Below are 23,564 nucleotides of genomic sequence, written 5' to 3' on the forward strand. Positions count from 1 at the left end.
GGCTCAGAAGAGGCTTACTTCTTCGGCTTCAGCGCTTGGGCGTCATCCGTTAACTGCTGTGAGCCAAGTTCCGTTCCGGTAGTGGGATCGATATCCGGATTAGAACGGGTACGCAGCGCCATGGTTTCGAGCAGCGCTTTTTCCTGCTCCGACAGCATCACCGATGCCAGGCCGTCGCCGCCGTCAACTGCGGGCTGCGGATTGGCAACGTAATCGAAATTCTCATCTGAATTCCAGCTGCCGCGTACGTCACCGCCTTCTGACATATTGAAGTAGGTGTTAGCGTACTTCTCAATCGGCGGCAGTTTGCCCGGCGGGAAATTATTACGAATCGAATAAAGCGCTTTCTCAAACGAGATCTGGTGCGCAACTTCACGCGTCATCAGAAAGCCCAGCGCATCTTTGACGCCCGGATCGTCCGTCAGGTTGATTAGACGTTCATAGATGATTTTCGCACGTGCTTCCGCGGCAATATTCGAGCGTAGATCGGCCGTGACTTCACCGATGGTATCGATATAGGCGGCGGTCCAGGGAACGCCAGCCGAGTTGGTCAGCGGCGGCCCGCCACCGTACAGCAGCGCGGTGATATGGCTGTCATTGCCGTTGCCGGTCAACGAACGGTAAAGCTCAGCTTCCTGTTCGGTTCCTTCGGCCAGCGCGCCTTTCGCGCCTTTGTTCAGCATCCCTACCAGAGAACCGATAATTTCAAGATGGCTCAGCTCTTCCGTCGCGATATCCAACAGCATATCTTTACGTCCGGCATCATCATCGCCAAGGCCCTGGGTGAAGTAACGGCAGGCGGCAGCGAGTTCGCCCTGCGGCCCGCCAAATTGCTCAAGCAGCAAATTTGCCAGCCCTGGGTTCGGTTCCGCTACCCGTACCGTGTATTGTAACTGTTTGACATGTCTAAACATTGCTCACTCCTCTATAGAGGTTGCCAATGTTGGCAACCTCGATGCAGTGAAATGCCATTGCTGGCTTTATATTATTTTTTTGCTTCGGTGTCTGGCTGTGCGGAACGCACCATGAACTGCTCGGTTACATCAGGCAGATGGTTCAGCGCCCAGTCAGCCATGGCTTTTTCCTGCTCGCGGATTTGCTCAAATACGCGAGCGCCTTCGCTATCGCCCGCCAGTTCAGCGGCGGCAATCAGCGAGGTATAACAGGCGATTTCGAACTGTTCGAAGACATAGCCGCTGATGGCGCCTTTTACCACTTCATCAGAAGCGAACATACCGCCCATCGCCTGGCCCATCGCCGCCACTTTACCCATCATGTCTTTCATGGTGGAGCTGGACGTGTCCTGGCGGTCGATAACTTGCTGCAGCATCTGCTGTTGCTGGCGTGTTTCTTCAATATGTTGCTGCAGACGTGCTTTCAGATCGGGATAATGCTCCAGCCGCGAAGACATTTTTTCCAGCATTTCTTCTGCTTGTTTTTCCATTGCATGCGCGTCACGCAGCCAGCTGAGATAGTTTTCCTGATAAGTCATACTTTCACCTCGTGATAAATGAGTCAGAAAATAAGCCCAACGCACTCAACAAACACCACGTCAGAATTACCTCTACAAGACTATTCACTGATAAAAAGTCCAGAGAATTTTAAATTCGATACATAAAAAGCGTAGGCAGCGAAACAGTAATTAACAACCCTAACGCGAAAAAATTTGCGTTATGTTTTTGTTAATGCGATATAAAGCAGAAAGCTGCGATATTCAGATTAGTGCCCATTAAAAGGGCCAGAAAATAATAAACCCCCGACGCACGTCATAATGCGCGTCGGGGGCTGAAAAGAGTGAGTTGAGTTGTTCAGCGCTTAGCTGCCGGAAGGACGACCGCCGCCGTGGCTGTTTTGACCGCCTTTTTTGCCTGCTTCAGAGGCTTTTTCACGGTCGTTTTTGAAATTACCGCCGCTCTGCTGCCCGCCTTTTTTACCGGCTTCGGACGCTTTTTCTCGATCTTCGGCGAAATTACCCGAGTTACCACGATGCTGAGTCATAGTGTTTCTCCTCGTTATTCATAAATAATATGCTTATCCAGTACTTCAGTAATGGAAAAGAATATTCGCGACTACGGGTATAAATTTAGTCGAGAAGCCGGGGAACGCAAATATCAGACGCAGCGGTAATAAGCGATTGAAATTAAAAACAAGGCGTCGTTAAAATAGCAGATTTGAAAGATTTAATTACAATAGGATGCAAATATTAAATAAGCCGCCCTTTATTAACAAGCGTAGCGGTAAAAGGGCTGGAAATATGATCGTTGTTCAGCGTCATTCACTCAGCGATCCTGCTTGTCGATCGCTGCGGTTTATTGGCGACATTTTTGGCGGAATTCGCCGGGCGTCATCCCGTAGTGACGCACAAAGGTTTTATGAAAAGTATCATGGGATGAAAAGCCATGTTGTACGGCGACATATTCAATGGTGACATTGTCCTCAACCAGCATGCGCGCCGAGGAGACCAGGCGCTTTTCGCGGCAAAAAGCCGCCAGCGTTTTCCCGGTTACTGCGTGAAAATAACGCTGAAGATACCATTTTGAATAGCCGGTTTTTTCCGCGCAGTCATCTACGGTAATACGCCGATGCGGATTGCTCTCAATCCAGCGCATCAGCTCACGAATCACGCCATAGGTGAACACTTTTTCGTTTGCCACGCTTACGCTTACGTTCATGATTTTCTCTCTTTAACGTGCAGCGGCATCGGACTGTAACTCCAGCCGAATAAAATGAAGCAAATTGTGGCGCAGCATTTCTTCATCGCTGTCGATCACATTGTGCATCGCCAGTAAATCCTGCCCTAATACCAGCGCAATCAAACGCCATGCGGTGGCGGGCGCAGTATCATGACACCGCAATTGATCACGTTCGATAACAGCGCTGAGCATGGTGTGCCACAGGTTAAGGGCATAGACAAAAATCTCATGCAGCGCGCGATCGTGATGGGCCAACACTGACACCTCGCGCCAGATTTCAGTTTCGTGCGTGCTTTTGTCGCAGCCACCCAACAGCGCCAGCACGGCTTCAATACCGCTTACGGCTTCGCTGGCCGCCTTATGCTCCGCCGATTTGGCATGCACAATAGCGAGAAAAGCCTGACATTTTAGCTGGCTCAGCGAGGTGAAATGACGGTTGATATGCCCGACCGCTGCCCCGCTCTCCTGTGCCACTTTGCGTGCGGTAACCGCGGCGTATCCTTCACTTTCCATCACTTTGATGGCGGCATTCAGTAACAGCTCTGCCCGCACATCTGCTTTTAAATAGCCCATTCCGTTGTCCCGTGAAAGTTAACGGCTGTCAGTTTGCCCGTTTTTGAACAGCCGTTCAATAATTTTTCTGAACATGCGTTCAAAACAGGTTGACACATTTTGTCGCTCGCAACGCTACGGCACTTTTTTCGGCTAATCGTTTGCGTCTGAGACGAAAGCGATTGCCTACTATTGAAAACCCCTTTTATGACGGTTTTTTTAAACGCGCAACGTCTTATCGTGATCTGCGTCACAAAACCATTGAACCAAAATGAAACAAACTTTGACAAACGTGAGCGATATCTATTTTCTATCGGCAGGATCAAGGCAACCTATGCGGGCTGCCGCGACGTACGAGTACGTCTTCCCCGGAGTGGCATATAACAACACCTTTCCGTCCAGCAATGGACACAGATTCCCGGCCTTCTCTGACTCAGCAGAGCGGCCTTTAAGCATGTGGTAACCAATGAAAAATAAAATGTTGATGGCAGGCGCGCTGTTGGCAGCGTCATACAGCGTTGCTTCGCAGGCGCAGACTAACGATGCAACCTACGTCTCTGACTGGTGGCATCAGAGCGTTAACGTAGTAGGCAGCAACCATACCCGCTTCGGACCGCACCTGAACAATGACGTTTATCTGGAATATGAAGCCTTCGCCCATAAAGACTGGTTTGATTTTTACGGCTACCTGGATATTCCTAATTTCTTCGGCGCGGCAAACAGCTATCAACAGGGCATCTGGGATAAAGGTTCTCCGCTGTTTTTGGAAATTGAACCACGCTTTTCTATTGATAAGCTGACCGGCACCGATCTGAGCTTCGGCCCGTTTAAAGAGTGGTACTTCGCCAACAACTACGTTTACGACATGGGCCGTAACAGCGATAACCGCCAGAACACCTGGTATATGGGCCTCGGCACCGATATCGACACCCACACCAAACTGGGCCTGTCGCTTAACGTCTATGCCAAATACCAGTGGGAAAACTATGGCGCCGCGAATGAAAACAGCTGGGATGGCTATCGCTTTAAGGTGAAATATTTCCTGCCGATCACCACCCTGTGGGGCGGCAACCTGAGCTATATCGGCTTCACCAACTTTGACTGGGGTTCCGATCTGGCGGATAAAACGCCGGGCGCCTTCCGCGCCAGCAACTCCATCGCTTCCAGCCATATTCTGGCGCTGGGCTACGATCACTGGCACTACTCGGTGGTGGCACGTTATTTCCATAACGGCGGCCAGTGGGCAGATGGCGCTAACCTGAACTTTGGCGACGGTCCGTTTGAAGTGAAATCTACCGGCTGGGGTTACTACCTGGTAGTGGGTTACAACTTCTAACCATGCCGGGGCAGAAGCTGCTGACTTCTGCCCCCGATTTATTCGCTATATGGCCTTTTCTCGCTGTTCTTCTTTCCCTTCTGATAGTCTTTGCGCTAATAACCCACCTGCCCGTTGTTAATAAAATATACCCGCTAAAAAATGGTTCCCCCCCACCCCTATTAAGTCACACTTATTAAATATAAAGGTTAAATCAATTCGTAACGCGCCTATTTAAAACGCAACTTACTGAAGGGAATTAAATATGACCTTTGTCACAATGCTTAACTTAATAAAAAACTTCCCCTCCGCTTTTTAAATAAGCTGTGCTAGCGTAGCGGAAATATGGATTGTCACTGTTTTTAACAGGCAAAACCTACCTTTATTTCGTGCGACGTGATGACTTCACTGTCAGGCGCGGAAAATAAGGTAGGTTTTTTTATATCTATTGCACAACGATGAGCAAGGAGAATGGGATGATAAAGGGATTGTTGGCTTCATTATTAATCCTCAGCAGCGCGACAGTTTTCAGCGCAGAAACGGTGCCAGCGTCTGATAACAATCAGGACGCGTCGGTAACCATTTGGTTTGCCCGACACGGGAAAACGCTATTAAACACGTTGGATCGCGTGCAGGGATGGGCAGATTCGCCGTTAACCGCTGACGGAAAGCGCGTTGCTGAATATCTTGGCGCGGGATTAAAAGGAGTCGCGTTCGACGGCTATTATTCCAGCGATGCCGGACGACAGCGCGAAACCATGCAAATCATCGTGCAACAACTGGGCGTTAAAAACTATCAGCTGAATGAGTTAATCGGCCTGCGCGAAGCCTGCTTTGGCAGCTTTGAAGGGGGTTTTAACCGCGATATGGCCGCAGCGGCCGCACGTCAGTTAGGGCTTAGCGGCCCTGAGGAACTATTCACGCGCATGAAGGCTGGCACGCTAACGGCAGAAGCGTCAATGAATGCGCTTAGCCATGCCGATCCTTCCGGGATAACGGAAAATTATCAGCAGGTAAAGCAGAGAACCCAGGCGGCGCTGCATACCATTATTAACCACGCGCTGAAGTCGCAGCAGAAAAACGTTTTGGCTATTTCTTCCGGTACGGCTCTGCAAATCATGATCTCTGATTTAACCGATAATCCGCAAAAGAATAAGCCGCTAGCCAACTCAGCCGTGGTAAAGCTTATTTATCATCAGGGAAAAATTGACGTTACTGAAATTGGCACCATGAAATATGTTGAGGCGGGGAAGAGATCGCTCACGCTTGCGCGTTAAATCATCCGATTAACACAACGATCTGACGTAATAATAAATAGCTTTAACCTTTTGCTGTTATCAAATTCGCTGACGCATTCTGTTTTATGTCAACACCGGGGAAAATATGAAAATAAAAAACATGGCTGTTATTGCGCTGTTCTTGCCCGCATTTTGTCTGGCGCAGGATAACCATAATGCATTACCTTATTCTTTATTAGACGATCCCTTTTTTAGCGAAAGTTCTTTAACGATTTCACTACGTAATTACTGGAAATATCTCAAGGAGGATGCCGCCAACCCTAAAAACGTGCATGCCGCCTGGGGACAGGGTATTGGGCTGGATTATAAGTCAGGTTACTTTGCCGATATTATTGGTTTTGACCTCTCTTACTATGGCGCGGTTAAGCTCGGCGCCAGCGACTATTTCGATACGCGCGGCATCCTTTATAAAGCGGGTCAGGAGAATAAAAAAGGCAATGCGCAGGGCTTTAGCAAATTTGGTCAGCGCTACGTTAAGTTGAAGCTGAGCGACGGCGCGGTGAAAAGCGCGCTGCATGGCGGCTGGGAAAGCCTGCCCAATTTTGGCGTGGTGAACACCTCGCGTCGCCTCTCACCAATAACTTACCTTGGCTGGAACGGCGTGGCGCAGCTTGGCGCTGTCGGGCTGCGCACCGCCTGGGTCAGTGGTTCCCTCGATCGCAGCTCGCCGCAGAAAATGCATTTTAAAACCAACAGCGGTCAGGATATCGACCATATCGCTACTGGCGAGATCTTCTATCACGGCGACCGCGTAAAGTTGAATTACGCCGTGGGCGAAAGCGACGGCTACCTGCGACGTCAGCAGCTCTTTTTAAGCGGCAACGTGACGCCGCACCTCTCCGTAGGCGGTCAGTTCTATCTTACCCGCGCGCTGGAAACCTATCGGTCGATGCCTGCGCCGCGCCGTGATTTCGATCGCAGCGCGCATCATTACGCCCTGGAGATGACCTGGAAAAAAGATAAGTTGCGTTCCCGCTGGGGCGTGGCCTGGACACGGGCGGAAAAGGAAAATGCGGTGGGCTTTTATCCGCGTCATATGAGCCGCCACTCGTTTGGCAATTTCATTTCACTGGCCAGCGCCGGTGACGATTATATGCGTGATAAAGAGCTGATGGTGGCGACCATGACCGATTACCGGTTCACGCCAACGCTGCTGGCGGGCGTGGCAGTGAACGCAGGCACGATTCGCTATCAGGGCTTAAACATACACAGCGGCGAAGCCAGCCTCTATGGCCGCTGGTCGCCCGCCGATCCTGCGCTGAAAAACCTCAGCGTATGGGTGATGTGCGGGCCGGGCTGGTCCTACAAAAACGTTCGACGCACGCCGGTGCTACAGCATGGCGATTACCGTCGTTCGCATACGCTGTCAGGCGAAGTAATTATCGATTATCGCTTTAAGCTGCTGTAAAGCGGGCGATCAGGCATTGGGCAAATCTTTTATTCTTTTCAGAAAGGAAGAACCGATGAAAAAATGGATGGTTATCTTGATGTTGTTTGTAAGCTGTGGCGTCAGCGCCGCTGCGCCCGCGGCAGAGGATGCCGCTACCGACACCGTGACGATCTGGTTCGCCCGTCATGGCAAAACCTGGCTTAATACGCTGGATCGGGTACAGGGCTGGGCCGACTCTCCACTGACAGAGGAAGGAAAACAGGTGGCGCGCTATCTGGCCGAAGGCTTACGGGATATTCCTTTCGACAGCTACTATTCCGGCGATGCCGGACGCCAGCAAGAGACGTTGCAGATTATCCGCGCCCTGCAATGCGATCGCTCTGCCCCGCCCACCACGCTGAAGGCGCTGCGGGAAGTATTTTTCGGCGGCTTCGAGGGGCTACCCAATGATGAAATGATCGGCGCGGTAGTAAAAAAAAGAGGCCTGACCAATAGCAGCCAGCTTTTTGCCGAAATGAAACAGGGCAAACTCACGCTGGAACACTATCTGGATGAGATCGCCGCCGTCGATCCGGAAAAACTGGCGGAACGCGCCGCCGAGGTAAAAGCGCGGATGCAGTCCGCTTTACGCGAAATAATTGCAAATGCGCAAAAGCGCGGCGAAAAAAACGTGCTGGTGGTTTCTTCAGGCGCGTCGATATTAACCATGATCGCCGATATGACCGATGACGCTCGCAAAAATCAGCCGCTGCAAAATGCCGCCGTGGTGAAGCTGGTTTATCAGGGGGATACGCTGAAGGTAACGGAGATTGGCAATATGCACTACGTTAACGCCGGGAAAGCGCGGATGCTGCAATAACGTCGCTCAGGCCAGCGCCTGCTGGCCTGAAACTTACTGCCATTAACCCAGCATTTCACGCACAAAGTTTTCGATCTCTTTGTCCTGACAGTTTTCAAAGAAACACTGTTGGAAGCGCTGGCCGCTGACCGCGGTTTTTACCAGTTCAGGATCGATAGCGCGCAGCGTATCCAGGTAGTTATCTTTCACCACCGCTGCTTTCACCTGGTTAAGGATACCGGCATTGCGCACCTGCGGCTCTTTACGCTCTGGCGGGTAGCCCTGGCCCTTCTCGCCGCTAAACGCTTTTTCAAAGATGAAGCGCAGATTCAGCTCAGCGCCCCAGCCAAACCCTTTGGCAAAAGGCAGCGCCAGCGCATTACCGTTATTGATCTGGGCAAACAGATAGGCGTCCGCCGGATCGATACAGTAACCGCAAGCCACGCCCGGATGAATGTTCAGCGACATCAGCGCGCCCTGCCCGGTGCCGCAGCCAGCAATAATGAAATCCACCGCTTTTGAATTCAGTAGAATGCTGGCCATAATGCCCAAATGAATATAGGTCAGATGATGATCCTGCTCATCGCTCATACCCACGTTAAATACCGGATAATCCAGACCGTTCGCGACCTGCTGCAGTTCTTTCAGCACCACGGCGTTTTTTGCCGCCTGGCTGTTTTCCATCATCAGAGCAATTTTCATCGTTTATCCTCTTATTACCTGGCTTCTTATCAGCCGGTGGTAGGCCTTCATAATTATGAAACAGTGTTTCATAATTTAATATTAGCTGTTCCTTATAGAGATCGCCGCAACTTTTTGCTGTGATGGTTTTCACATTCTCCACCTTTGTTCCGCTTTACCTCACGCTTTTTGCGAGCCAGAGCGCGTTTTGCCGCTGTACAAAAAATAGTGTGATCCTGGTTACATTTTCTTCAGGCAACGCTCGGCAACGGGCGCGAAGCGGGTATGCTCTCACGAATGTGAAACAGCGTTTCATTTTATCTTAAACCCTGGCGGGAGGAAAAAGCTATGGCAAAAGGAAATCGTCTGCATCTGCCTTTTTATCGTTTTCAGGATGAAAAAACCGGTGCGGAGATGGTGCGCTTAACGCCACCGGAAGTGTTATGTCACCGCAACTATTTCTACCAGAAGTGCTTTTTCAACGACGGCAGCAAACTGCTGTTTGCCGGTGAGTTTGACGGCCATCGCAACTATTATCTGCTGGATTTAGCCCAGCAGCAGGCGACGCAGCTGACGGAAGGCGCAGGCGATAACACCTTTGGCGGCTTCCTCTCACCGGACGATCGCTACCTGTTTTACGTTAAAAACGAACGCCAGCTGCGCCGCGTCGATCTGCAAACCTTCGAAGAAGTGACGATTTACACCGTTCCGCAGGACTGGGTGGGCTACGGCACCTGGGTGGCTAACAGCGACTGCACCAGCCTGGTCGGCATTGAGATCGATCGTGAAGACTGGGAGCCGCTCAGCGACTGGCAGGTATTCAAAACCTTCTTTGAAAAGAACCCGCATTGTCGCCTGCTGCGCGTCGATTTACACAGCGGGGAAGCGCAAACTATTCTCGAACAACGGCAGTGGCTCGGCCATCCTATTTATCGTCCTTTCGACGACAATACCGTCGCCTTCTGTCATGAAGGGCCGCACGATCGGGTTGACGCCCGCATGTGGCTGATCGATGAGAACGGCAATAATATGCGCAAGGTGAAAGATCATGCGCCAGGCGAAAGCTGCACTCATGAATTCTGGGTGCCGGACGGATCGGCGCTGATCTATGTTTCCTATCATAAAGATCGTCCCGATCGTGAGATTCGCCGCTACGATCCGCTCACGCAGCATGATGAAGTGCTAATGACCATGCCCGCCTGTTCGCATCTGATGAGTAATCAAACCGGCACATTGCTGGTAGGCGATGGCTCCGGCACGCCGGTGGATGTGCAGGACACCAAAGGCTATACCATCGAAAACGATCCGATGCTGTGGCTGTTTGATGTTGAAACACGGCGCTATCGCCCGCTGGCGGCACACAATAGCTCATGGCGCGTGCTGGACGGCGATCGTCAGGTCACGCACCCGCATCCGTCGTTTACCCCCGACGATCGTCAGGTGCTGTTCACCTCCGATTACGAGGGGCAGCCCGCGCTTTATCTGGCGGCCATCCGCGCTGATTTTTTTAACCAACCCAGAGATAATGGATAACGGTATGTTTATTTTCCGAGAGCAAACCCAGGTTGACGATCTGGGCAACGGCGTGACGCGACGTATTCTGGCGCACGGCGGCGGCATGATGGCGGTGGAAGTGACGTTTGAAAAAGATGCCGTCGGCCCGCTGCATCATCATCCGCATGAGCAGCTTACCTACGTGCTGTCGGGGCGCTTTGCCTTTACCATTGATGGCGAAACGCATGAGGTTGGCGCAGGTGATACGCTGTATAAAAAGCCCGATGTAATTCACGGCTGCGTCTGCCTCGAACCGGGCGTACTGCTGGATACCTTTACGCCGCAGCGCGAAGATTTCCTTTCCTGAAACGCATTTAAAAAAACGGCGGCAGATCTTTTAACGATCTGCCGCCGTGTGGTTACCGCTCCGGCTTAATGTGTCGCCTGCGGCAGTTTTTCAATATCGACGTTGCCCTGCTGTTCCGCCACAAACGATTCCTTACGTACGTCGGCTACGTCACCGGCGGTCACCGGTTTGGCGGCCTGGTTGCCCCAGCTGGTGCGAATAAAGTTCACCACGTCGGCCACCTGCTTATCGCTCAGACGCCAGCCAAAGCCCGGCATCACCACCGTGCTGGGTGCGCCCTGCACGCCCGGCAAGGTACTGCCAGTGAGAACGATATGAATCAGCGAAGTCGGATCGTCCGCCAGCACCACCGGATTGCCGCGCAGCGCCGGGAAGAAACGCTTATAGCCGCGCCCATCGGTACGGTGACAGGCGGCACAGCTATCCACATACGCCGCCGCGCCCGCTTTGCTGTCATCGCCTTTCCATAGCGCCTGCGCTACCGCATCATCCGGCTGGAAACCCGCCTGCGAGGGATCTTTCGCCCCCAGCGACTTCAGATAACGCGCTATCGCGTTGATATCTTCATCGCTCAGATATTGCAGGCTGTGCTCCACCACCTCGGTCATGCCGCCAAAGGCCGCCGTATCGTCGTTGCGTCCGGTACGCAGGAACTGCGCCAGATCGTCCTGGCTCCAGCGTCCTAAACCGTCACGGTTATCGCCACGCAGGTTGCTGGCGGTCCAGCCATCAATCGGCGCGTTGCTGCCAGCAAGGTAATCGCTGCCTTTACCATCATTCAGCGCTTTTTCCTGCATGGTAATGCTGCGCGGCGTGTGGCAGGCACCGCAGTGGCCCAGGCCTTCGACCAGATAACGTCCACGCGCCAGCTCCCGATCTTCACCCGATTTCGGCTGAAACGCTTTCACATCCGGCGCGAAAATCGTGCGCCAAATAGAGAGCGGCCAGCGCATCGACAGCGGCCAGGGAATATCGCTCTCTTTATTCTGCTGCGCGACCGGCGTCACGCCATGCATAAAGTAAGCGTAAAGCGCCTGCATATCCTCATCGCTGACCACCGCGTAAGAGGGATAAGGCATCGCCGGATAGAGCGTGTCGCCATTTTTGGCGATGCCGTGACGTACCGCCTTCTGGAAATCGTCATAGCTGTAGCTGCCGATGCCGGTTTCTTTGTCGGGCGTAATATTGGTGGAATAAATGGTGCCGATCGGCGTGGCCATCGCCAGGCCGCCAGCAAACGGCTGCCCACCCTTGCTGCTGTGACAGGCAACGCAGTCGCCTGCGCGCGCCAGATACTCGCCGCGCTTAATTAATTCGCCGCCGGGTTTATCATCCGCCAGCGCGCCTGCGGCGGACACCATCAGGCAGAGCGCCAGTAATACCTTTTTCATCGCCATTATCCTTATGCCTGCACCAGCGGTCCGGGGTTTTTCAGATACTGCTCACGAATCGCCTTCGCCGACCAGTAAGTCAGCGCGGCGACCATGCCGGTGGGGTTATAGCCCAGCCCCTGCGGGAAAGCAGACGCGCCCGGTACGAAAACGTTCGGCACATCCCAGCTTTGCAGATAACGGTTTAGCGCGCTGGTGCGCGGATCGTCGCCCATAATGGCACCGCCGTTCATGTGGGTGGTCTGATAAACCGTGGTGTCGAAATGGGTGCCCTGCGTTTTCGGCGCGCCGATGATCTCTTTCGGGTTCATCGCTTCGGCAATTTTGCGCATTTTGCCGTGCATAAACTGCGACATCTTGATGTCGTTGTCCTGCCAGTCAAAGGTCATGCGCAGCAGCGGTTGACCAAAGGCATCCTTATAGTTCGGATCGAGATCGAGGTAGTTGGCGCGATAGGACTGATGTGCGCCGTGCGCATCCATCGAAACATGGTGCGTATAGTGATCGGCTACCGCCGCCTTCCACTTGCTGCCCCAGCCCGGCGTGCCCTGCGGCACCGGCAGACCAGAGATCGGCTTCACGCCCGCCTGGTTAACCCAGAACGGCGAGCCGCCGACAAAGCCATATTTGCCGTGATCGAAGTTATCGGCATTGAAATCGTCCACGCCAACGCCCGCGCCGCCCGCGCCGATAAAGTTGTTGGTATGCACATCCTTGCCAAAGAACGCCTTAATGGTGGAAATATTCTGGTAGGCAAAGTTGCGCCCTACCACGCCTTCGTTGGTGATCGGGTTATAAGGTTTGCCGATGCCGGACAGCAGCATCAAATGCACGTTATGGAACTGGAACGCGGAAAGGATCACCAGATCCGCTGGCTGCTCAACCTGACGCCCTTGCGCATCCACGTAGGTAACGCCGGTGGCGCGTTTTTTATCGTCGGTGAGATTAACGCGCAGAACATGCGAATTGTCGCGTAGCTCAAACTTCGGCTCCTGACGCAGCGCGGGCCAGATATTAACGTTCGGCGAGGCTTTGGAATACATGTAGCAGGCATAACCGCTGCAGTAGCCGCAGAAGTTGCATGGTCCCATCTGCGCGCCGTAGGTATTGGTGTAAGGCCCGGAGGTATTTGCCGACGGTAAGTCGTAAGGATGATAGCCAACCGACTCCGCCGCTTTGGCAAACAGCTGCGCGGAGTAAGTGCGCTTCTGCGGCGGCAGCGGAAAATCATCCGAGCGATCGGGCGCAAACGGGTTGCCGCGCCCTTCGCCAACCACTTTGCCTTTGATGCTCCAGGCCGAGCCGGAGGTGCCAAAAACTTTTTCCGCCTTGTCGAAGAACGGTTCCAGTTCTTCATAACTGACGCCAAAGTCCTGAATGGTCATGCCTTCCGGAATAAAGTTTTTGCCGTAGCGCTCTTCATAATGGCTGCGCATACGCAGTTCAATCGGATCGACGCGGAAATGAACGCCGGACCAGTGCAGGCCTGCGCCGCCGGTGCCGGTGCCGGGTAAAAAGGCGGCCAGCTGGCGATAGGGTTGCGCGGTCTGGGAAGGATTATGGCGAATAGTGACGGTGCTTTTCGACAGATCCTGGAACAGCTTTTTGCGCACGTTATAGGTCAGTTCATCAATTACCTGCGGATAAGCGCCATCCGGGTAGGTATCGCGATGCGGGCCGCGCTCCAGCGCCACCACATGCAGGCCCGCTTCCGTCAGCTCTTTTGCCATGATCGATCCGGCCCAGCCGAAGCCGACAATGACCGCGTCTACTTTTTTCATCTGGTTTGCCATGCTTATGCTCTGTCTCCACGAATCGATACCGCCGGGAAGGGATAACGCTCACCGCGCTCCACCCAGTCCATAAAATCAGCGCGCGCGCCTGGGAAGCCGATCAGCTTCCAGCCCACCATCTGCTGATTACCACCATGCAGCGGATCGCAGAAAAAGCCTTCGCGGGTATTTTGCAGCAGATAAGCAAAGAAAATTTTGGCCGGCAGCTGTTTGAAGCTGGCCTTGTTGCTTTCAAAGTCGCCCAGCAGCGCATCCTGCTGCTCAGCGCTTAACGCGGCAAAAGCTTTGCCATGCTGCTGTTGCGCCCAGGCATCCGCTTCTGCGATGCCGAGACGATAAATTTGCTGCGGCACCAGCGGCAGCTGATAACCCAGCTCTTTCGGCACATCAGGGTCAAACGGTCCCTGCATATACCAGTTGTTGCCGGTGGCGTACGGCGTATTCATCTGACGATCGATAAACTCCGGCACGCCCGCTTCCAGTGCGCCTGGACCGCGTTCATCCGCCGGGATCAGCCGGGCAACCGCTGCTTTAATAAAGGCGAACTCCTCGGCGGAAAACCAGGCTGGCTGATAATCGCGGGCGGTTTGCGGCCCGACGGGCGCGGCGCTATCGGCGGCTTGCGCGCTGTTACCGAGCCCCAGCGAGGCGATCCCTGAGGTGCCCATCGCCACGGCGGGCGCCAGGGTGATGGTTTTCAGGAGAAAGTTTCTCCTGGAAGTGCTTGTTTTATTTTGCGACATAACATTGCCTTAGCGCGCGGCTGACGGCGCAACGGTTAATTTTGATTATTATTTTAATTATCTGTAATTGAAGGGTTTTTCCAGATTCAAACCGATTGTTACCGGTAACAATGGCGGGCATTGTAACAGCAATCGCATTAAATCTTTAGCTTCAGCAAACAAAAACACACAATTTTTTTAACATTAAGCTGACATCTCCAGCATAGCGGCGGATAAGTTAAAACAGGCTGTAACGGCTGGTCACACCGCTCTACAGACTGTTAACACCGGGCAGGTTATAACAGAGCCCTTTATTATGGAGGGCGTATGTTTAGTTGTTTTTTCCCCCGACCTGCGCTGTTTTTCAGCACGGCGGCACTGTTAATTTTAGCCGCGATTCTGCTTTGGTTTACCGAGGCCAGCCAGCTGGTGTTTCATCTGCCCGCTTTCGCTGCCGCTGCCGGGCAGCCGCTGCCGGATAACGCCTGGCGCTTTGTTCAACCGCATGAGCTGTGGTTTTATCTCTACTTCGCCAGCGCTACAGGGCTGTTTGCCGCCTGCTGGTTTATCTTTAGCCCACATCCGTGGCAGCGCTGGTCGGTGCTGGGTTCAGCGCTGATTCTGTTTATGACCTGGTTTGATGTGCAGGTTGGCGTCGCGATTAACGCCTGGTATCAACCCTTCTACGATCTGGTGCAACATGCCCTGAGCAAGGCAGGTTCGGTATCGATCGCCTCTTTTTATCAGCAAATCGGCGCTTTTCTCAGCATTGCGCTCATCGCGGTGGTGATTGGCGTGCTCAACGCCTTTTTTATCAGCCACTGGGTTTTTCGCTGGCGCACAGCAATGAACAATCGCTATATGGCGCACTGGGCGCGGCTGCGCCATATTGAAGGTGCCGCGCAGCGCGTGCAGGATGACACCATGCGTTTTTCCAGCACGCTGGAAGATTGGGGCGTAGGGCTGATTCAGGCGATTATGACGCTGGTAGCGTTTTTGCCGGTGCTGGCCACGCTGTCGCAACATGTTAAAAGTGTGCCGCTGTTGGGCGCGATGCCCTATGGGCTGGTGCTGGCCGCGTTGTTGTGGTCGCTGTTTGGCACCGCGCTACTGGCGCTGGTCGGCATCAAGCTGCCGGGGTTGGAATTCCGTAACCAGCGGGTGGAAGCCGCGTGGCGTAAGGAGTTAGTGTACGGCGAGGACGATCCGCAGTATGCCGCGCCCGCCACGGTAAAACAGCTGTTTAGTCGGGTGCGCCATAACTATTTCCGCCTGTGGTTTCATTACCTCTATTTCAACGTTACCCGCATTCTTTATCTGCAAGTGGATAACGTTTTTGGCGTGTTTATTCTGTTTCCGGCGATTATTGCGGGCACCCTGACGCTGGGTTTACTTCAGCAGATCACCAACGTATTCGATCAGGTGCGCGCCTCGTTTCAGTATTTGATTACCTCCTGGTCTACGCTGGTCTCCCTGATGTCGATTTATAAACGCCTGCGCAGCTTTGAGCGCGTTATCGACGGCAAAGCGTTAGCTGAAACCATAACGGAGTAAACGTAAAAGATTACGAGCCGCTACGCAAAATCGGTAATGCATTGATTATCCAGCCTCCTTTCGCTGTTACTCCGCCAGCAATTGTTTAAAAATAAAGCAGGGCGCGCCTCTGTTGACGATCGTCAACAGAGGCGCTACATTCACTGCTATCCACAGCTGTGCGATTGATGTTGCACCTCACATCAGGAGGAACTGATGATTTATCACTTTACTCTCACGCTTGCCGACGTGAATGCCCACACGCCAGGGCTGGAAGATGCGCTCTTTGAGTGCGGCTGTGATGATGCCCTGCTCTGTTTTTACGGCAATACGGTTTACCTTGAATTCGATCGTGAAAGCAGTTGCTTTGAGCACGCCTTACTGAGCGCTATCGCTGATATTGAAAGCAGCACGTTATCAGTACGCGTTGCCTCGGTGGATGCCACGCTGCTAGGGCTGAGTGATATCGCTCAACGCAGTCAGCTCTCACGTCAGGCGATTGCGATGCTGAAAGATGGCACGCGCGGGCCAGGAAGTTTCCCGGCACCGGTACAGCGGCTTACCGGCTCTTCTCCGCTATGGCGTTGGGCCAGCGTGGCACGCTGGCTGCATGAAAATGGCAAACTTAGCGCTGAAATGGCAGAAAATGCGCAGATAATGGAGAACATTAATCTGGCGCTGGCGCTGCGGGCAACGCCGCAGCGCCAGTATGTTACGCAACTGGCTCAGCGCCTGGCAGAACGTGCCGGGCCATGCGATGTTAGTTAAGCGCAGCGAACACACGCTCAACGGCATACGCGCCGGGATCCTTAACGCCGTTGAGGCTTTCCTGATTCAGATAGGAAGAACGACCCGCCTTCGCCGCGCCCATGCTGGCCGTCGATTCCGCGCCCTGCCGCGCGGCGGCGGCGGCCTCGCTTAGCCCTTTTCCGGCTATCAGCGCCTGCAATGCCGGTTCCAGCGCATCAATTAATGTGCGGTCGCCAATGCGTGCGCCACCGTAGTGTTTCATACGATCCAGACCCGCCATCAACGCCTGCGGCAAAGGCTTGCCCGCGTCCAGCTGCTGTCCGGCGGCGGTAAACATAATCGACATCAGTACGCCGCTGGAGCCGCCCATCACCACCGCCAGCTGCTCGCCGACCAGCGTCAATAAACGGGCTGGTTCATTAAACGGCAACGCCTGCTGCTGGCTGGCTTGCAAAATCTTACGCGCGCCTGCGGCAAACGTCGATCCGGTATCGCCATCACCTACTTTGGCATCCAGCTGATTCAGCTCGCTTTCCAGATCCACCAGCGTTTGGCAGATTTTATCCACCACGCGCTGTACGGCGGCATTGGCAGAAGGCTGCGCCTGCGGCGGACGCTTGATCGCTTCTCCTTTGATCGTCGCGGGCGTAACCCGCTGCTGTAGCGGCTGCCAGCCGCTGGCTTCTACCGGCGCCTGTAGCGCCTGCAGTCGCTCATCATCCAGCAGCAGCGTGGTGAGAGAAAAACCTTTCATATCCAGCGAGCTCACCAGCGTTGCCGGACCCATCAGATGACTTAGCCGCTCTGCCAGCGGCGACCGTAGCGCTTCTCGCGCCAGCACGCCCAGTTCCAATACTGAGAAACCGCCAAGGTTATTGATCAGCAATAGCGCCTTTTTGCCTTCCGGTACCTTTTCCGCCAGTTTTCCCGTCATGATCTGCACAATTTCACGGCTGTTCTGCGTTTTTAGCGTCGTGACACCCGGCTCACCGTGAATGCCCATACCCAGTTCGCTCTCGCCTTCCGCTACGCGGTTATCCTGCGGCTCGCCGGGGATATGACAGGTAGCAAACGCCAGGCCGATGCTGGCGGTATCCGTAATCGCCTGTTGGGCGCGTTGCGTCACCTCTTCCAGCGCAGCGCCCTGTTCGGCGTAGTAACCGGCCAGCTTATGAATCAACACGGTGCCGGCCAGGCCGCGCGGCTGCGGATTTTCCGGCAGCGCGATATCATCTTTTACGATAGCCAGCTCGACTTTGTAGCCCAGCGCGCGCGCTTTCTCTGCTGCCAGGCCGAAATTCAGCCGATCGCCGGTATAGTTTTTCACGATCAGCAAACAGCCCGCTTCGCCGGTTACGTTAATTATGGCGCTAAGCACTGCGTCAACGCTGGGCGAGGCAAACACATCGCCGCATACGGCGGCGGTCAGCATTCCTTTGCCAACAAAGCCGACGTGTGCAGGTTCATGCCCGGAACCACCGCCGGAAATCAGCGCCACCTTGCGCTTATCCCAGTCGCTGCGCATCACCACGCGAATTCCCTCTCCGGCCTCCAGGCGGCTCAGGTTATGGAAAGGCGTGGTAAGCAACGCCCCTTCGATCGCTTCGTTCACCAGTTCGCTTTTGTCGTTCATGAAAAACTGACTCATGGTTTCCTCTCTGTGTTGACGCGCTCAGGCACAGCGGCGCAAAAGGTTAACTGTAGTTGAAGCTGTAAGAGATTTGATAGCGGCTGGTTGTTATGCGGGCAGTAAAAATCGCAGCGACCACTAAAGTAACCCCAACAACCCCGGCTGCTTTTCCGCGAGAGAAACGTTGGAAGAGGCCATTACCAACGCGAAAGAAGCGATCACCGGTCATATTGAGCTGTTAATTGAGCTGGGCCAGGACATTCCAGCCGTTTCCTCTGTCGGTAAACTGGCGAAAAATCGTGAATTTGCCGGTTATACCTGGGCGTTGGTTGAGGTGGATGTTATTCGGTTGTTAGGCGGGTCTGAAAAAATCAATGTTACCTTGCCTAAGTCATTGATTGACCGTATTGATCGCTGGGTAGCAACGCATCCAGAATTTAAAAGTCGCTCAGGGTTTCTTGCCCAGGCGGCGCTGGAACGTATTATCACCGCACGCTAAAACGGCCTCTCTGCACGGAGAAGCCGCTTTTGGCATCCGGTTAACGAGGCCGGGCTTTGCACCCGGCGCAAGGATTAACGGAAAACGCTGATCGCCTCCACCAGACGCGTAGCCTGACGCGTCATGCGCCCTGATGCTTCCGCGCCTTCCAGTACGCGCGCCGCGTTTTGATGGGTAATATCGTCCAGGTTTTCTACCGCCTGGCTTACTTCGCTTAACGCAGTGGCCTGCTCCGCCGTGGCGGCGCTAATCTGGCCAATCAGCGTTGACACGCCCTCTACCCGCTCAACGATCTCCTGCATGGTGCTGCCGGTCTGATTAACCTGGCCGGTGCCGGTTTCAACGCGTTTGACGCTGGTTTCCACCAGCATTTTGATTTCGCTGGCGGCTTTGGCGCTGCGACTCGCCAGATTACGCACTTCGCCAGCCACCACCGCGAATCCTTTGCCCTGCTCGCCCGCGCGCGCCGCTTCAACCGCCGCGTTTAACGCCAGGATATTGGTCTGGAAAGCAATGCCATCGATAACGCTGATAATGTCGGCGATTTTTTTCGAACTCTCGGCAATGTCGCTCATCATGCTGACCATTTCGCGCATCGATTCGCCCCCTTTTTTCGCCGCCTCACTGGTGGTGATGGAAAGCTGGTTAACCTCCGCCGCGCTCTCTTTGTTGCTTTTTACCGTCGCGGTCATTTCGTTCATGGTGGCGGCGGTTTGCTGAACATTGGCTGCCGCCTGCTCGGTACGCTGGCTCAGTTCATCATTGCTGCGCGCCATGGCGTCGCTGGCGCTCATCACGTTAATCGCCTGTCCGCTTACGTCATCCACCAGCCAGCGAAACATCAGGCCCAGCTGACCAATAGCGCGCAGCGTGGTGCCCACTTCATCCACCCGATCCATCAAATCGACTTTATGGCTGTTGCCGGTGGCGACGTCGAGCGCCTGCTGGCAAACCCGCTCGATGGGACGGGAAATCTGCTGTTCCAGCCAGAAATTGGCAACCAGCAACAGCAAGGCCATACCCAGACTAAACATGCCCAGCGCACCCGCCGTCATGCCCAGCACCCAGACGCCGACGATGGTTAACGGCAGCAGCGCCAGCAGCGTAGAACGAATACGCCAGCGCAGTGGCATGGTCTTGAACATTGAGCGCCAGCGCCGCCAGCCGCTATAGACCAGCAGGCCCTGATGAAATTTTCGACCTTTATGACGTCCGGCACGAAAATCACCATAGAGCGCTTCCGTCTCGCTAATTTCCGCCTGCGTGGGTTTGGTGCGCACCGACATATAGCCATGCACGGCCCCTTTGCGCATCACCGGGATCGCGTTGGCACGCACCCAATAGTGATCGCCGTTTTTACGCCGGTTTTTAACCAGCGCCGACCACGGCAGTCCACGCTTCAGCGTGGCCCACATGTCCGCAAAGGCTTCCGGCGGCATATCAGGGTGCCGCACCATATTATGCGGCTGACCATTGATCTCTTCAGGGGTAAAACCGCTGACATCAATAAACGCATCGTTGGCATAGGTGATGTAACTGTTAAGGTCGGTGGTCGACATCAGCGTTGCGTCATCGCTAAACGCAAACTCCTGATGAGTGACAGGCTGATTGTTACGCATGAAATGAGTTCCTTGAACGAGGCACAGAGCCAGATGCGGTGAATAGATTATATTTTTTTATAGTTTCGGCATTTCATGGGCAGATCTTTAGCGGGGAAAAAGCGGTTTATTTCGCTGGCGGTCGCGTTTTAAGCATTATTCCTGGCGGGCAAAAGAAAAAGCGGCGCAAAAAACCCGCTTAATCAAAACCATAAGGTTTTATTTAGGGTAGAACGAATGGATGTTTAACCTGCGATAAAAACGAGAGATTAGGCAGCTAACACGATCGATGCATTGAGTTAGCTGCCCAGGGGATGTTATTCATTCTGCGCCAGCGCCTGCTGCAACGCCTGGCGAATAAACCCCTGGTTCTGCGCCAGCAAACGGGCCGCATCCGGTGCGGAGAGCTGGCCCAACACCATCAGAATAGCGGTTTTACAGTGCCCGCCGCAGGCCGCCAGCGCCGCCTGTGCCGTATCAGCGTTACAGTCGGTCGCCTCCCTGACAATATTAACCTGGCGCTGCACCAGCTTCTGATTAGTGGCTTCCACATCCACCATCAGGTTACCGAACACTTTTCCGCTGCGGATCATTGCGCCGGTGGTCAGCATATTCAGCACCAGCTTTTGCGCCGTCCCGGCCTTCATGCGCGATGAACCGGTGACCACTTCCGGCCCGACAACCGGCGTTAAGGCAATTTGCGCCACGCGCGCCATCTCGCTGTCAGGATTACAGGTCAGCGCGACGGTAGTGGCTCCCTGCTGTTTCGCGTAATCCAGCGCGCCCAGCACATAAGGCGTGCGTCCGCTGGCGGCAATTCCCACCAGCACATCCCGTGCGCTAAACCCGATGGCCTGTAAATCCGCTGCGCCCATTTGCGCGTTATCTTCCGCGTTTTCTACCGCCTGTAAAATGGCCGGATGACCGCCCGCAATCAGCCCAACCACCTGCTCACGCGGCGTGCCGAAGGTTGGCGGGCATTCACTTGCATCCAGGATGCCCAGCCGCCCGGAGGTGCCCGCGCCGCTGTAAATCAGACGGCCGCCGCGCTGAAAGGCTACGGTAATGGCGTCTACCGCCTTTGCTATCTGCGGCACTATCGCCTCGACGGCCAGCGCTACCTTTTTATCTTCATGATTAATCACGCGCAGCATCGCCTCCGTCGCCAGTTCATCAATGTTTTCACTGGCTGGATTGCGGCTTTCGGTGATCATACGTGACAGATCGAGACTCATAGCAACTCCCTTTTAAACGCACAAACAGGAAACCGGTGTTGACGCTCTATAATGAGCAACCTGCCGCCGGAATGAAACCACCAACCCCATAATGGTTAGCGACCGGCAAAAAAAACGCCGCCCAGGCACGATGCCGGGGCGGCGTTTAGCTTAACCGCAGTTAGCGAGCGGTTTGTATCCGCAGCTGCTGCTCATAGGCTTTCGCCTGAGCGTTATCAAACTGATCTTCCCACTTGGCGATAACCAGCACCGCCAGCGCATTGCCCACCACGTTCAGCGCGGTACGCGCCATATCCATGATGCGATCGACGCCAGCGATAAATGCCAGACCTTCCAGCGGAATGCCAACGCTACCCAGCGTGGCCAGCAGCACCACAAACGACACGCCCGGCACGCCTGCGATCCCTTTTGAGGTTACCATCAGCGTTAATACCAGTACGATTTCATCCGTCAGCGACAGGTCGATGCCGTACAGCTGCGCGATAAAAATCGCCGCGATGCTTTGATAAAGCGTAGAACCATCCAGATTAAAGGAGTAGCCGGTCGGCACCACAAAGCTGGTGATCGCTTTCGGCGCGCCGTAGGCTTCCATCTTCTCCATAATACGCGGCAGCACCGTTTCCGAGCTGGAGGTTGAGTAGGCCAGGATCAGCTCATCTTTCAGGATGCGCATCAGGGTGGTGATTTTCAGCTTACAGATACGCGCGACCGCGCCCAACACCACAAAGGCGAAGAACAGAATGGCGGCGTACACCAGCAGCACCAGCTTCGCCAGCGGCCAGAGCGAGGAGAAACCGAAGTTGGCAATGGTCACGGCGATCAGGGCAAACACGCCAACCGGCGCGTAACGCATGATCATATGCGTCACTTTAAACATGGTTTCCGAAATGGAACGGAACACCTTCACCAGCGGATCACGATGTTCAGACGGCAGCGAGGAAAGCCCCAGACCAAACAGCACCGAGAAGAAGATGATCGGCAACATATCGCCTTTGGCGATCGCCGCAAAAATATTTTGCGGGATCAGCGACAGAATGGTTACCACAAGGCTGTGCGCCCCGCTCTGTACCTGTTCCGTGGTCGCTTCATATTTAGAGATGTCCACCGTTGCCAGCGTCGACATATCAATGCCGGTGCCGGGCTGAAAAACATTCGCCAGGGTAATCCCTACCACGATGGCAATGGTGGTAATCACTTCAAAATATACAATTGTTTTGACGCCGATTCGTCCAAGCTTCTTTGCGTCGCCTACACCAGCAATACCTACCACGAGGGTAGAGATAACAATAGGTACAACAATCATCTTGATCAGATGAATAAAGATATCACCGGCGGGCGAGAGGATATTGGTGATTAACCATTCACGATCCTCGGGCTGATTATGCAAAATCGCACCAACGATGACACCCAGCACCAATGCAATCAGTATTTGCCAGGCAAGGCTGATTTTAAAACCTTTCATAGTGTTTCATTTCCTTAACAAACCCTGATTCCGCATGAGAAGCGCGGACGCTGACACATATAGAGGAAATGGACAAAGTCCGGTAAAATCGAGGGTTATTGATGGTATCGCCCGGAAAAGGGCCGTTGATAAGTACCATTTTCAACGGGCGAAAAGCAACCTTTCCTGTTCGCGGTTTCGTCTGATTGTGTTTTGCCGCGATAAATGCCTTTAGGTTATCGATTCACTAACTCTATGTTCTAAAAAGTAATATAGGGCGCATTTTTAGCATAGCTATTCACTAAAACCGCAATACCGTTTGCTGTTTTTTTCAACAATTCCAC

General features: G+C 53.9%; 21 protein-coding genes and 1 pseudogene. 9 read left to right on the forward strand and 13 right to left on the reverse strand.

What is annotated here, in order from left to right:
• Window positions 1-14 precede the first annotated feature (14 nt).
• The 5 genes from J2X14_RS17145 to J2X14_RS17165 all read right to left on the reverse strand — a co-directional run bounded on the left by J2X14_RS17145 (window position 15) and on the right by J2X14_RS17165 (window position 3,266).
• Complete coding sequence (locus tag J2X14_RS17145) at window positions 15-914, reverse strand: manganese catalase family protein (protein ID WP_352412390.1); 900 nt, start codon at window positions 912-914, stop codon at window positions 15-17.
• Window positions 915-985: 71 nt separating this feature from the next.
• Window positions 986-1,492, reverse strand: coding sequence for a ferritin-like domain-containing protein (locus J2X14_RS17150; protein WP_352412391.1), 507 nt, complete (start codon window positions 1,490-1,492; stop codon window positions 986-988).
• A 323-nt stretch (window positions 1,493-1,815) separates the two neighbouring features.
• Complete coding sequence (locus tag J2X14_RS17155) at window positions 1,816-1,998, reverse strand: con-10 family general stress protein (RefSeq protein ID WP_352412392.1); 183 nt, start codon at window positions 1,996-1,998, stop codon at window positions 1,816-1,818.
• Window positions 1,999-2,309: 311 nt separating this feature from the next.
• Complete coding sequence (locus J2X14_RS17160) at window positions 2,310-2,672, reverse strand: helix-turn-helix domain-containing protein (RefSeq protein ID WP_352412393.1); 363 nt, start codon at window positions 2,670-2,672, stop codon at window positions 2,310-2,312.
• A gap of 12 nt (window positions 2,673-2,684) precedes the next feature.
• Entirely contained in the window at window positions 2,685-3,266 is a 582-nt protein-coding gene (locus J2X14_RS17165; protein WP_352412394.1) for a TetR family transcriptional regulator, read from the reverse strand.
• 445 nt (window positions 3,267-3,711) lie between these two features.
• Here J2X14_RS17165 and J2X14_RS17170 point away from each other — a divergent pair, with 445 nt between their 5' ends.
• The 4 genes from J2X14_RS17170 (at window position 3,712) to J2X14_RS17185 (ending at window position 8,107) form a co-directional block, all read left to right on the forward strand.
• Window positions 3,712-4,581, forward strand: a complete 870-nt coding sequence (locus J2X14_RS17170; RefSeq protein ID WP_352412395.1) for a nucleoside-specific channel-forming protein Tsx — start codon at window positions 3,712-3,714, stop codon at window positions 4,579-4,581.
• 455 nt (window positions 4,582-5,036) lie between these two features.
• The gene (locus tag J2X14_RS17175) at window positions 5,037-5,837 is read left to right on the forward strand and encodes a histidine phosphatase family protein (protein ID WP_352412396.1); all 801 of its coding nucleotides are present in this window, start codon (window positions 5,037-5,039) and stop codon (window positions 5,835-5,837) included.
• A gap of 106 nt (window positions 5,838-5,943) precedes the next feature.
• Window positions 5,944-7,266 carry an OprD family outer membrane porin gene (locus J2X14_RS17180; protein ID WP_352412397.1) on the forward strand — a complete coding sequence of 441 codons (1,323 nt, stop codon included), beginning with the start codon at window positions 5,944-5,946 and terminating at the stop codon, window positions 7,264-7,266.
• Window positions 7,267-7,321: 55 nt separating this feature from the next.
• A complete protein-coding gene (locus J2X14_RS17185; protein WP_352412398.1) occupies window positions 7,322-8,107 on the forward strand; it encodes a histidine phosphatase family protein in 786 nt (261 codons plus the stop codon).
• 42 nt (window positions 8,108-8,149) lie between these two features.
• Here J2X14_RS17185 and J2X14_RS17190 read toward each other — a convergent pair whose 3' ends face one another.
• On the reverse strand, window positions 8,150-8,788 hold the full coding sequence (locus J2X14_RS17190; RefSeq protein ID WP_352412399.1) for an RpiB/LacA/LacB family sugar-phosphate isomerase: 639 nt from the start codon (window positions 8,786-8,788) through the stop codon (window positions 8,150-8,152).
• Window positions 8,789-9,115: 327 nt separating this feature from the next.
• Between J2X14_RS17190 and J2X14_RS17195 the strand changes: the two genes are divergently transcribed.
• Entirely contained in the window at window positions 9,116-10,300 is a 1,185-nt protein-coding gene (locus J2X14_RS17195) for an oligogalacturonate lyase family protein (RefSeq protein ID WP_352412400.1), read from the forward strand.
• Between the two features lie 4 nt (window positions 10,301-10,304).
• Entirely contained in the window at window positions 10,305-10,628 is a 324-nt protein-coding gene (locus tag J2X14_RS17200; RefSeq protein ID WP_352412401.1) for a cupin domain-containing protein, read from the forward strand.
• A 65-nt stretch (window positions 10,629-10,693) separates the two neighbouring features.
• Here J2X14_RS17200 and J2X14_RS17205 read toward each other — a convergent pair whose 3' ends face one another.
• Genes J2X14_RS17205 through J2X14_RS17215 form a run of 3 tightly spaced genes read right to left on the reverse strand, consistent with a single transcriptional unit; the run spans window position 10,694 to window position 14,555 of the window.
• Window positions 10,694-12,019 (reverse strand): c-type cytochrome, encoded by a 1,326-nt coding sequence (locus J2X14_RS17205; RefSeq protein ID WP_352412402.1) that lies wholly within the window; start codon window positions 12,017-12,019, stop codon window positions 10,694-10,696.
• Between the two features lie 11 nt (window positions 12,020-12,030).
• Window positions 12,031-13,812, reverse strand: a complete 1,782-nt coding sequence (locus J2X14_RS17210) for a GMC family oxidoreductase (RefSeq protein ID WP_352412403.1) — start codon at window positions 13,810-13,812, stop codon at window positions 12,031-12,033.
• Between the two features lie 2 nt (window positions 13,813-13,814).
• Complete coding sequence (locus tag J2X14_RS17215) at window positions 13,815-14,555, reverse strand: gluconate 2-dehydrogenase subunit 3 family protein (RefSeq protein WP_352412404.1); 741 nt, start codon at window positions 14,553-14,555, stop codon at window positions 13,815-13,817.
• Between the two features lie 306 nt (window positions 14,556-14,861).
• On the opposite strand from J2X14_RS17215, the gene sbmA reads away from it, so the two are divergent.
• Window positions 14,862-16,088 carry a peptide antibiotic transporter SbmA gene (gene sbmA, locus J2X14_RS17220; protein WP_352412405.1) on the forward strand — a complete coding sequence of 409 codons (1,227 nt, stop codon included), beginning with the start codon at window positions 14,862-14,864 and terminating at the stop codon, window positions 16,086-16,088.
• Window positions 16,089-16,280: 192 nt separating this feature from the next.
• Window positions 16,281-16,835, forward strand: a complete 555-nt coding sequence (locus J2X14_RS17225; protein ID WP_352412476.1) for a helix-turn-helix transcriptional regulator — start codon at window positions 16,281-16,283, stop codon at window positions 16,833-16,835.
• Here the strand turns inward: J2X14_RS17225 and J2X14_RS17230 are convergent.
• Complete coding sequence (locus tag J2X14_RS17230) at window positions 16,828-18,465, reverse strand: dihydroxyacetone kinase subunit DhaK (RefSeq protein WP_352412406.1); 1,638 nt, start codon at window positions 18,463-18,465, stop codon at window positions 16,828-16,830. The two genes, J2X14_RS17225 and J2X14_RS17230, sit on opposite strands and share 8 nt — an antisense overlap.
• Before the next feature lie 130 nt (window positions 18,466-18,595).
• On the opposite strand from J2X14_RS17230, the pseudogene J2X14_RS17235 reads away from it, so the two are divergent.
• Window positions 18,596-18,946, forward strand: a pseudogene (locus J2X14_RS17235) (type II toxin-antitoxin system HicB family antitoxin); the annotation flags it as partial.
• A 74-nt stretch (window positions 18,947-19,020) separates the two neighbouring features.
• Here the strand turns inward: J2X14_RS17235 and J2X14_RS17240 are convergent.
• From J2X14_RS17240 to gltP, 3 genes are all read right to left on the reverse strand, one after another.
• Window positions 19,021-20,565, reverse strand: coding sequence for a methyl-accepting chemotaxis protein (locus J2X14_RS17240; protein WP_352412407.1), 1,545 nt, complete (start codon window positions 20,563-20,565; stop codon window positions 19,021-19,023).
• A gap of 296 nt (window positions 20,566-20,861) precedes the next feature.
• Window positions 20,862-21,779: an N-acetylmuramic acid 6-phosphate etherase gene (gene murQ / locus J2X14_RS17245; RefSeq protein WP_352412408.1), complete on the reverse strand. Its 918-nt coding sequence runs from the start codon at window positions 21,777-21,779 to the stop codon at window positions 20,862-20,864.
• 160 nt (window positions 21,780-21,939) lie between these two features.
• Complete coding sequence (gltP, locus tag J2X14_RS17250; RefSeq protein WP_352412409.1) at window positions 21,940-23,241, reverse strand: glutamate/aspartate:proton symporter GltP; 1,302 nt, start codon at window positions 23,239-23,241, stop codon at window positions 21,940-21,942.
• Window positions 23,242-23,564 lie beyond the last annotated feature (323 nt).

It is taken from the genome of Mixta sp. BE291 (assembly GCF_031457955.1).
In the GTDB taxonomy this organism is placed as follows: Bacteria; Pseudomonadota; Gammaproteobacteria; order Enterobacterales; family Enterobacteriaceae; genus Mixta.

Bases quoted from the DNA above. Each gene is read 5' to 3' on its own strand.
- J2X14_RS17185 (WP_352412398.1), top strand. From the start codon at position 7,322: ATGAAAAAATGGATGGTTATCTTGATGTTGTTTGTAAGCTGTGGCGTC.
- murQ (WP_352412408.1), bottom strand. From the start codon at position 21,779: ATGAGTCTCGATCTGTCACGTATGATCACCGAAAGCCGCAATCCAGCC.
- J2X14_RS17160 (WP_352412393.1), bottom strand. From the start codon at position 2,672: ATGAACGTAAGCGTAAGCGTGGCAAACGAAAAAGTGTTCACCTATGGC.
- J2X14_RS17205 (WP_352412402.1), bottom strand. From the start codon at position 12,019: ATGAAAAAGGTATTACTGGCGCTCTGCCTGATGGTGTCCGCCGCAGGC.
- J2X14_RS17180 (WP_352412397.1), top strand. From the start codon at position 5,944: ATGAAAATAAAAAACATGGCTGTTATTGCGCTGTTCTTGCCCGCATTT.
- J2X14_RS17195 (WP_352412400.1), top strand. From the start codon at position 9,116: ATGGCAAAAGGAAATCGTCTGCATCTGCCTTTTTATCGTTTTCAGGAT.
- J2X14_RS17230 (WP_352412406.1), bottom strand. From the start codon at position 18,465: ATGAGTCAGTTTTTCATGAACGACAAAAGCGAACTGGTGAACGAAGCG.
- gltP (WP_352412409.1), bottom strand. From the start codon at position 23,241: ATGAAAGGTTTTAAAATCAGCCTTGCCTGGCAAATACTGATTGCATTG.
- J2X14_RS17200 (WP_352412401.1), top strand. From the start codon at position 10,305: ATGTTTATTTTCCGAGAGCAAACCCAGGTTGACGATCTGGGCAACGGC.
- J2X14_RS17190 (WP_352412399.1), bottom strand. From the start codon at position 8,788: ATGAAAATTGCTCTGATGATGGAAAACAGCCAGGCGGCAAAAAACGCC.
- J2X14_RS17175 (WP_352412396.1), top strand. From the start codon at position 5,037: ATGATAAAGGGATTGTTGGCTTCATTATTAATCCTCAGCAGCGCGACA.
- J2X14_RS17150 (WP_352412391.1), bottom strand. From the start codon at position 1,492: ATGACTTATCAGGAAAACTATCTCAGCTGGCTGCGTGACGCGCATGCA.
- J2X14_RS17145 (WP_352412390.1), bottom strand. From the start codon at position 914: ATGTTTAGACATGTCAAACAGTTACAATACACGGTACGGGTAGCGGAA.
- sbmA (WP_352412405.1), top strand. From the start codon at position 14,862: ATGTTTAGTTGTTTTTTCCCCCGACCTGCGCTGTTTTTCAGCACGGCG.
- J2X14_RS17155 (WP_352412392.1), bottom strand. From the start codon at position 1,998: ATGACTCAGCATCGTGGTAACTCGGGTAATTTCGCCGAAGATCGAGAA.
- J2X14_RS17170 (WP_352412395.1), top strand. From the start codon at position 3,712: ATGAAAAATAAAATGTTGATGGCAGGCGCGCTGTTGGCAGCGTCATAC.
- J2X14_RS17215 (WP_352412404.1), bottom strand. From the start codon at position 14,555: ATGTCGCAAAATAAAACAAGCACTTCCAGGAGAAACTTTCTCCTGAAA.
- J2X14_RS17210 (WP_352412403.1), bottom strand. From the start codon at position 13,812: ATGGCAAACCAGATGAAAAAAGTAGACGCGGTCATTGTCGGCTTCGGC.
- J2X14_RS17240 (WP_352412407.1), bottom strand. From the start codon at position 20,565: ATGCGTAACAATCAGCCTGTCACTCATCAGGAGTTTGCGTTTAGCGAT.
- J2X14_RS17165 (WP_352412394.1), bottom strand. From the start codon at position 3,266: ATGGGCTATTTAAAAGCAGATGTGCGGGCAGAGCTGTTACTGAATGCC.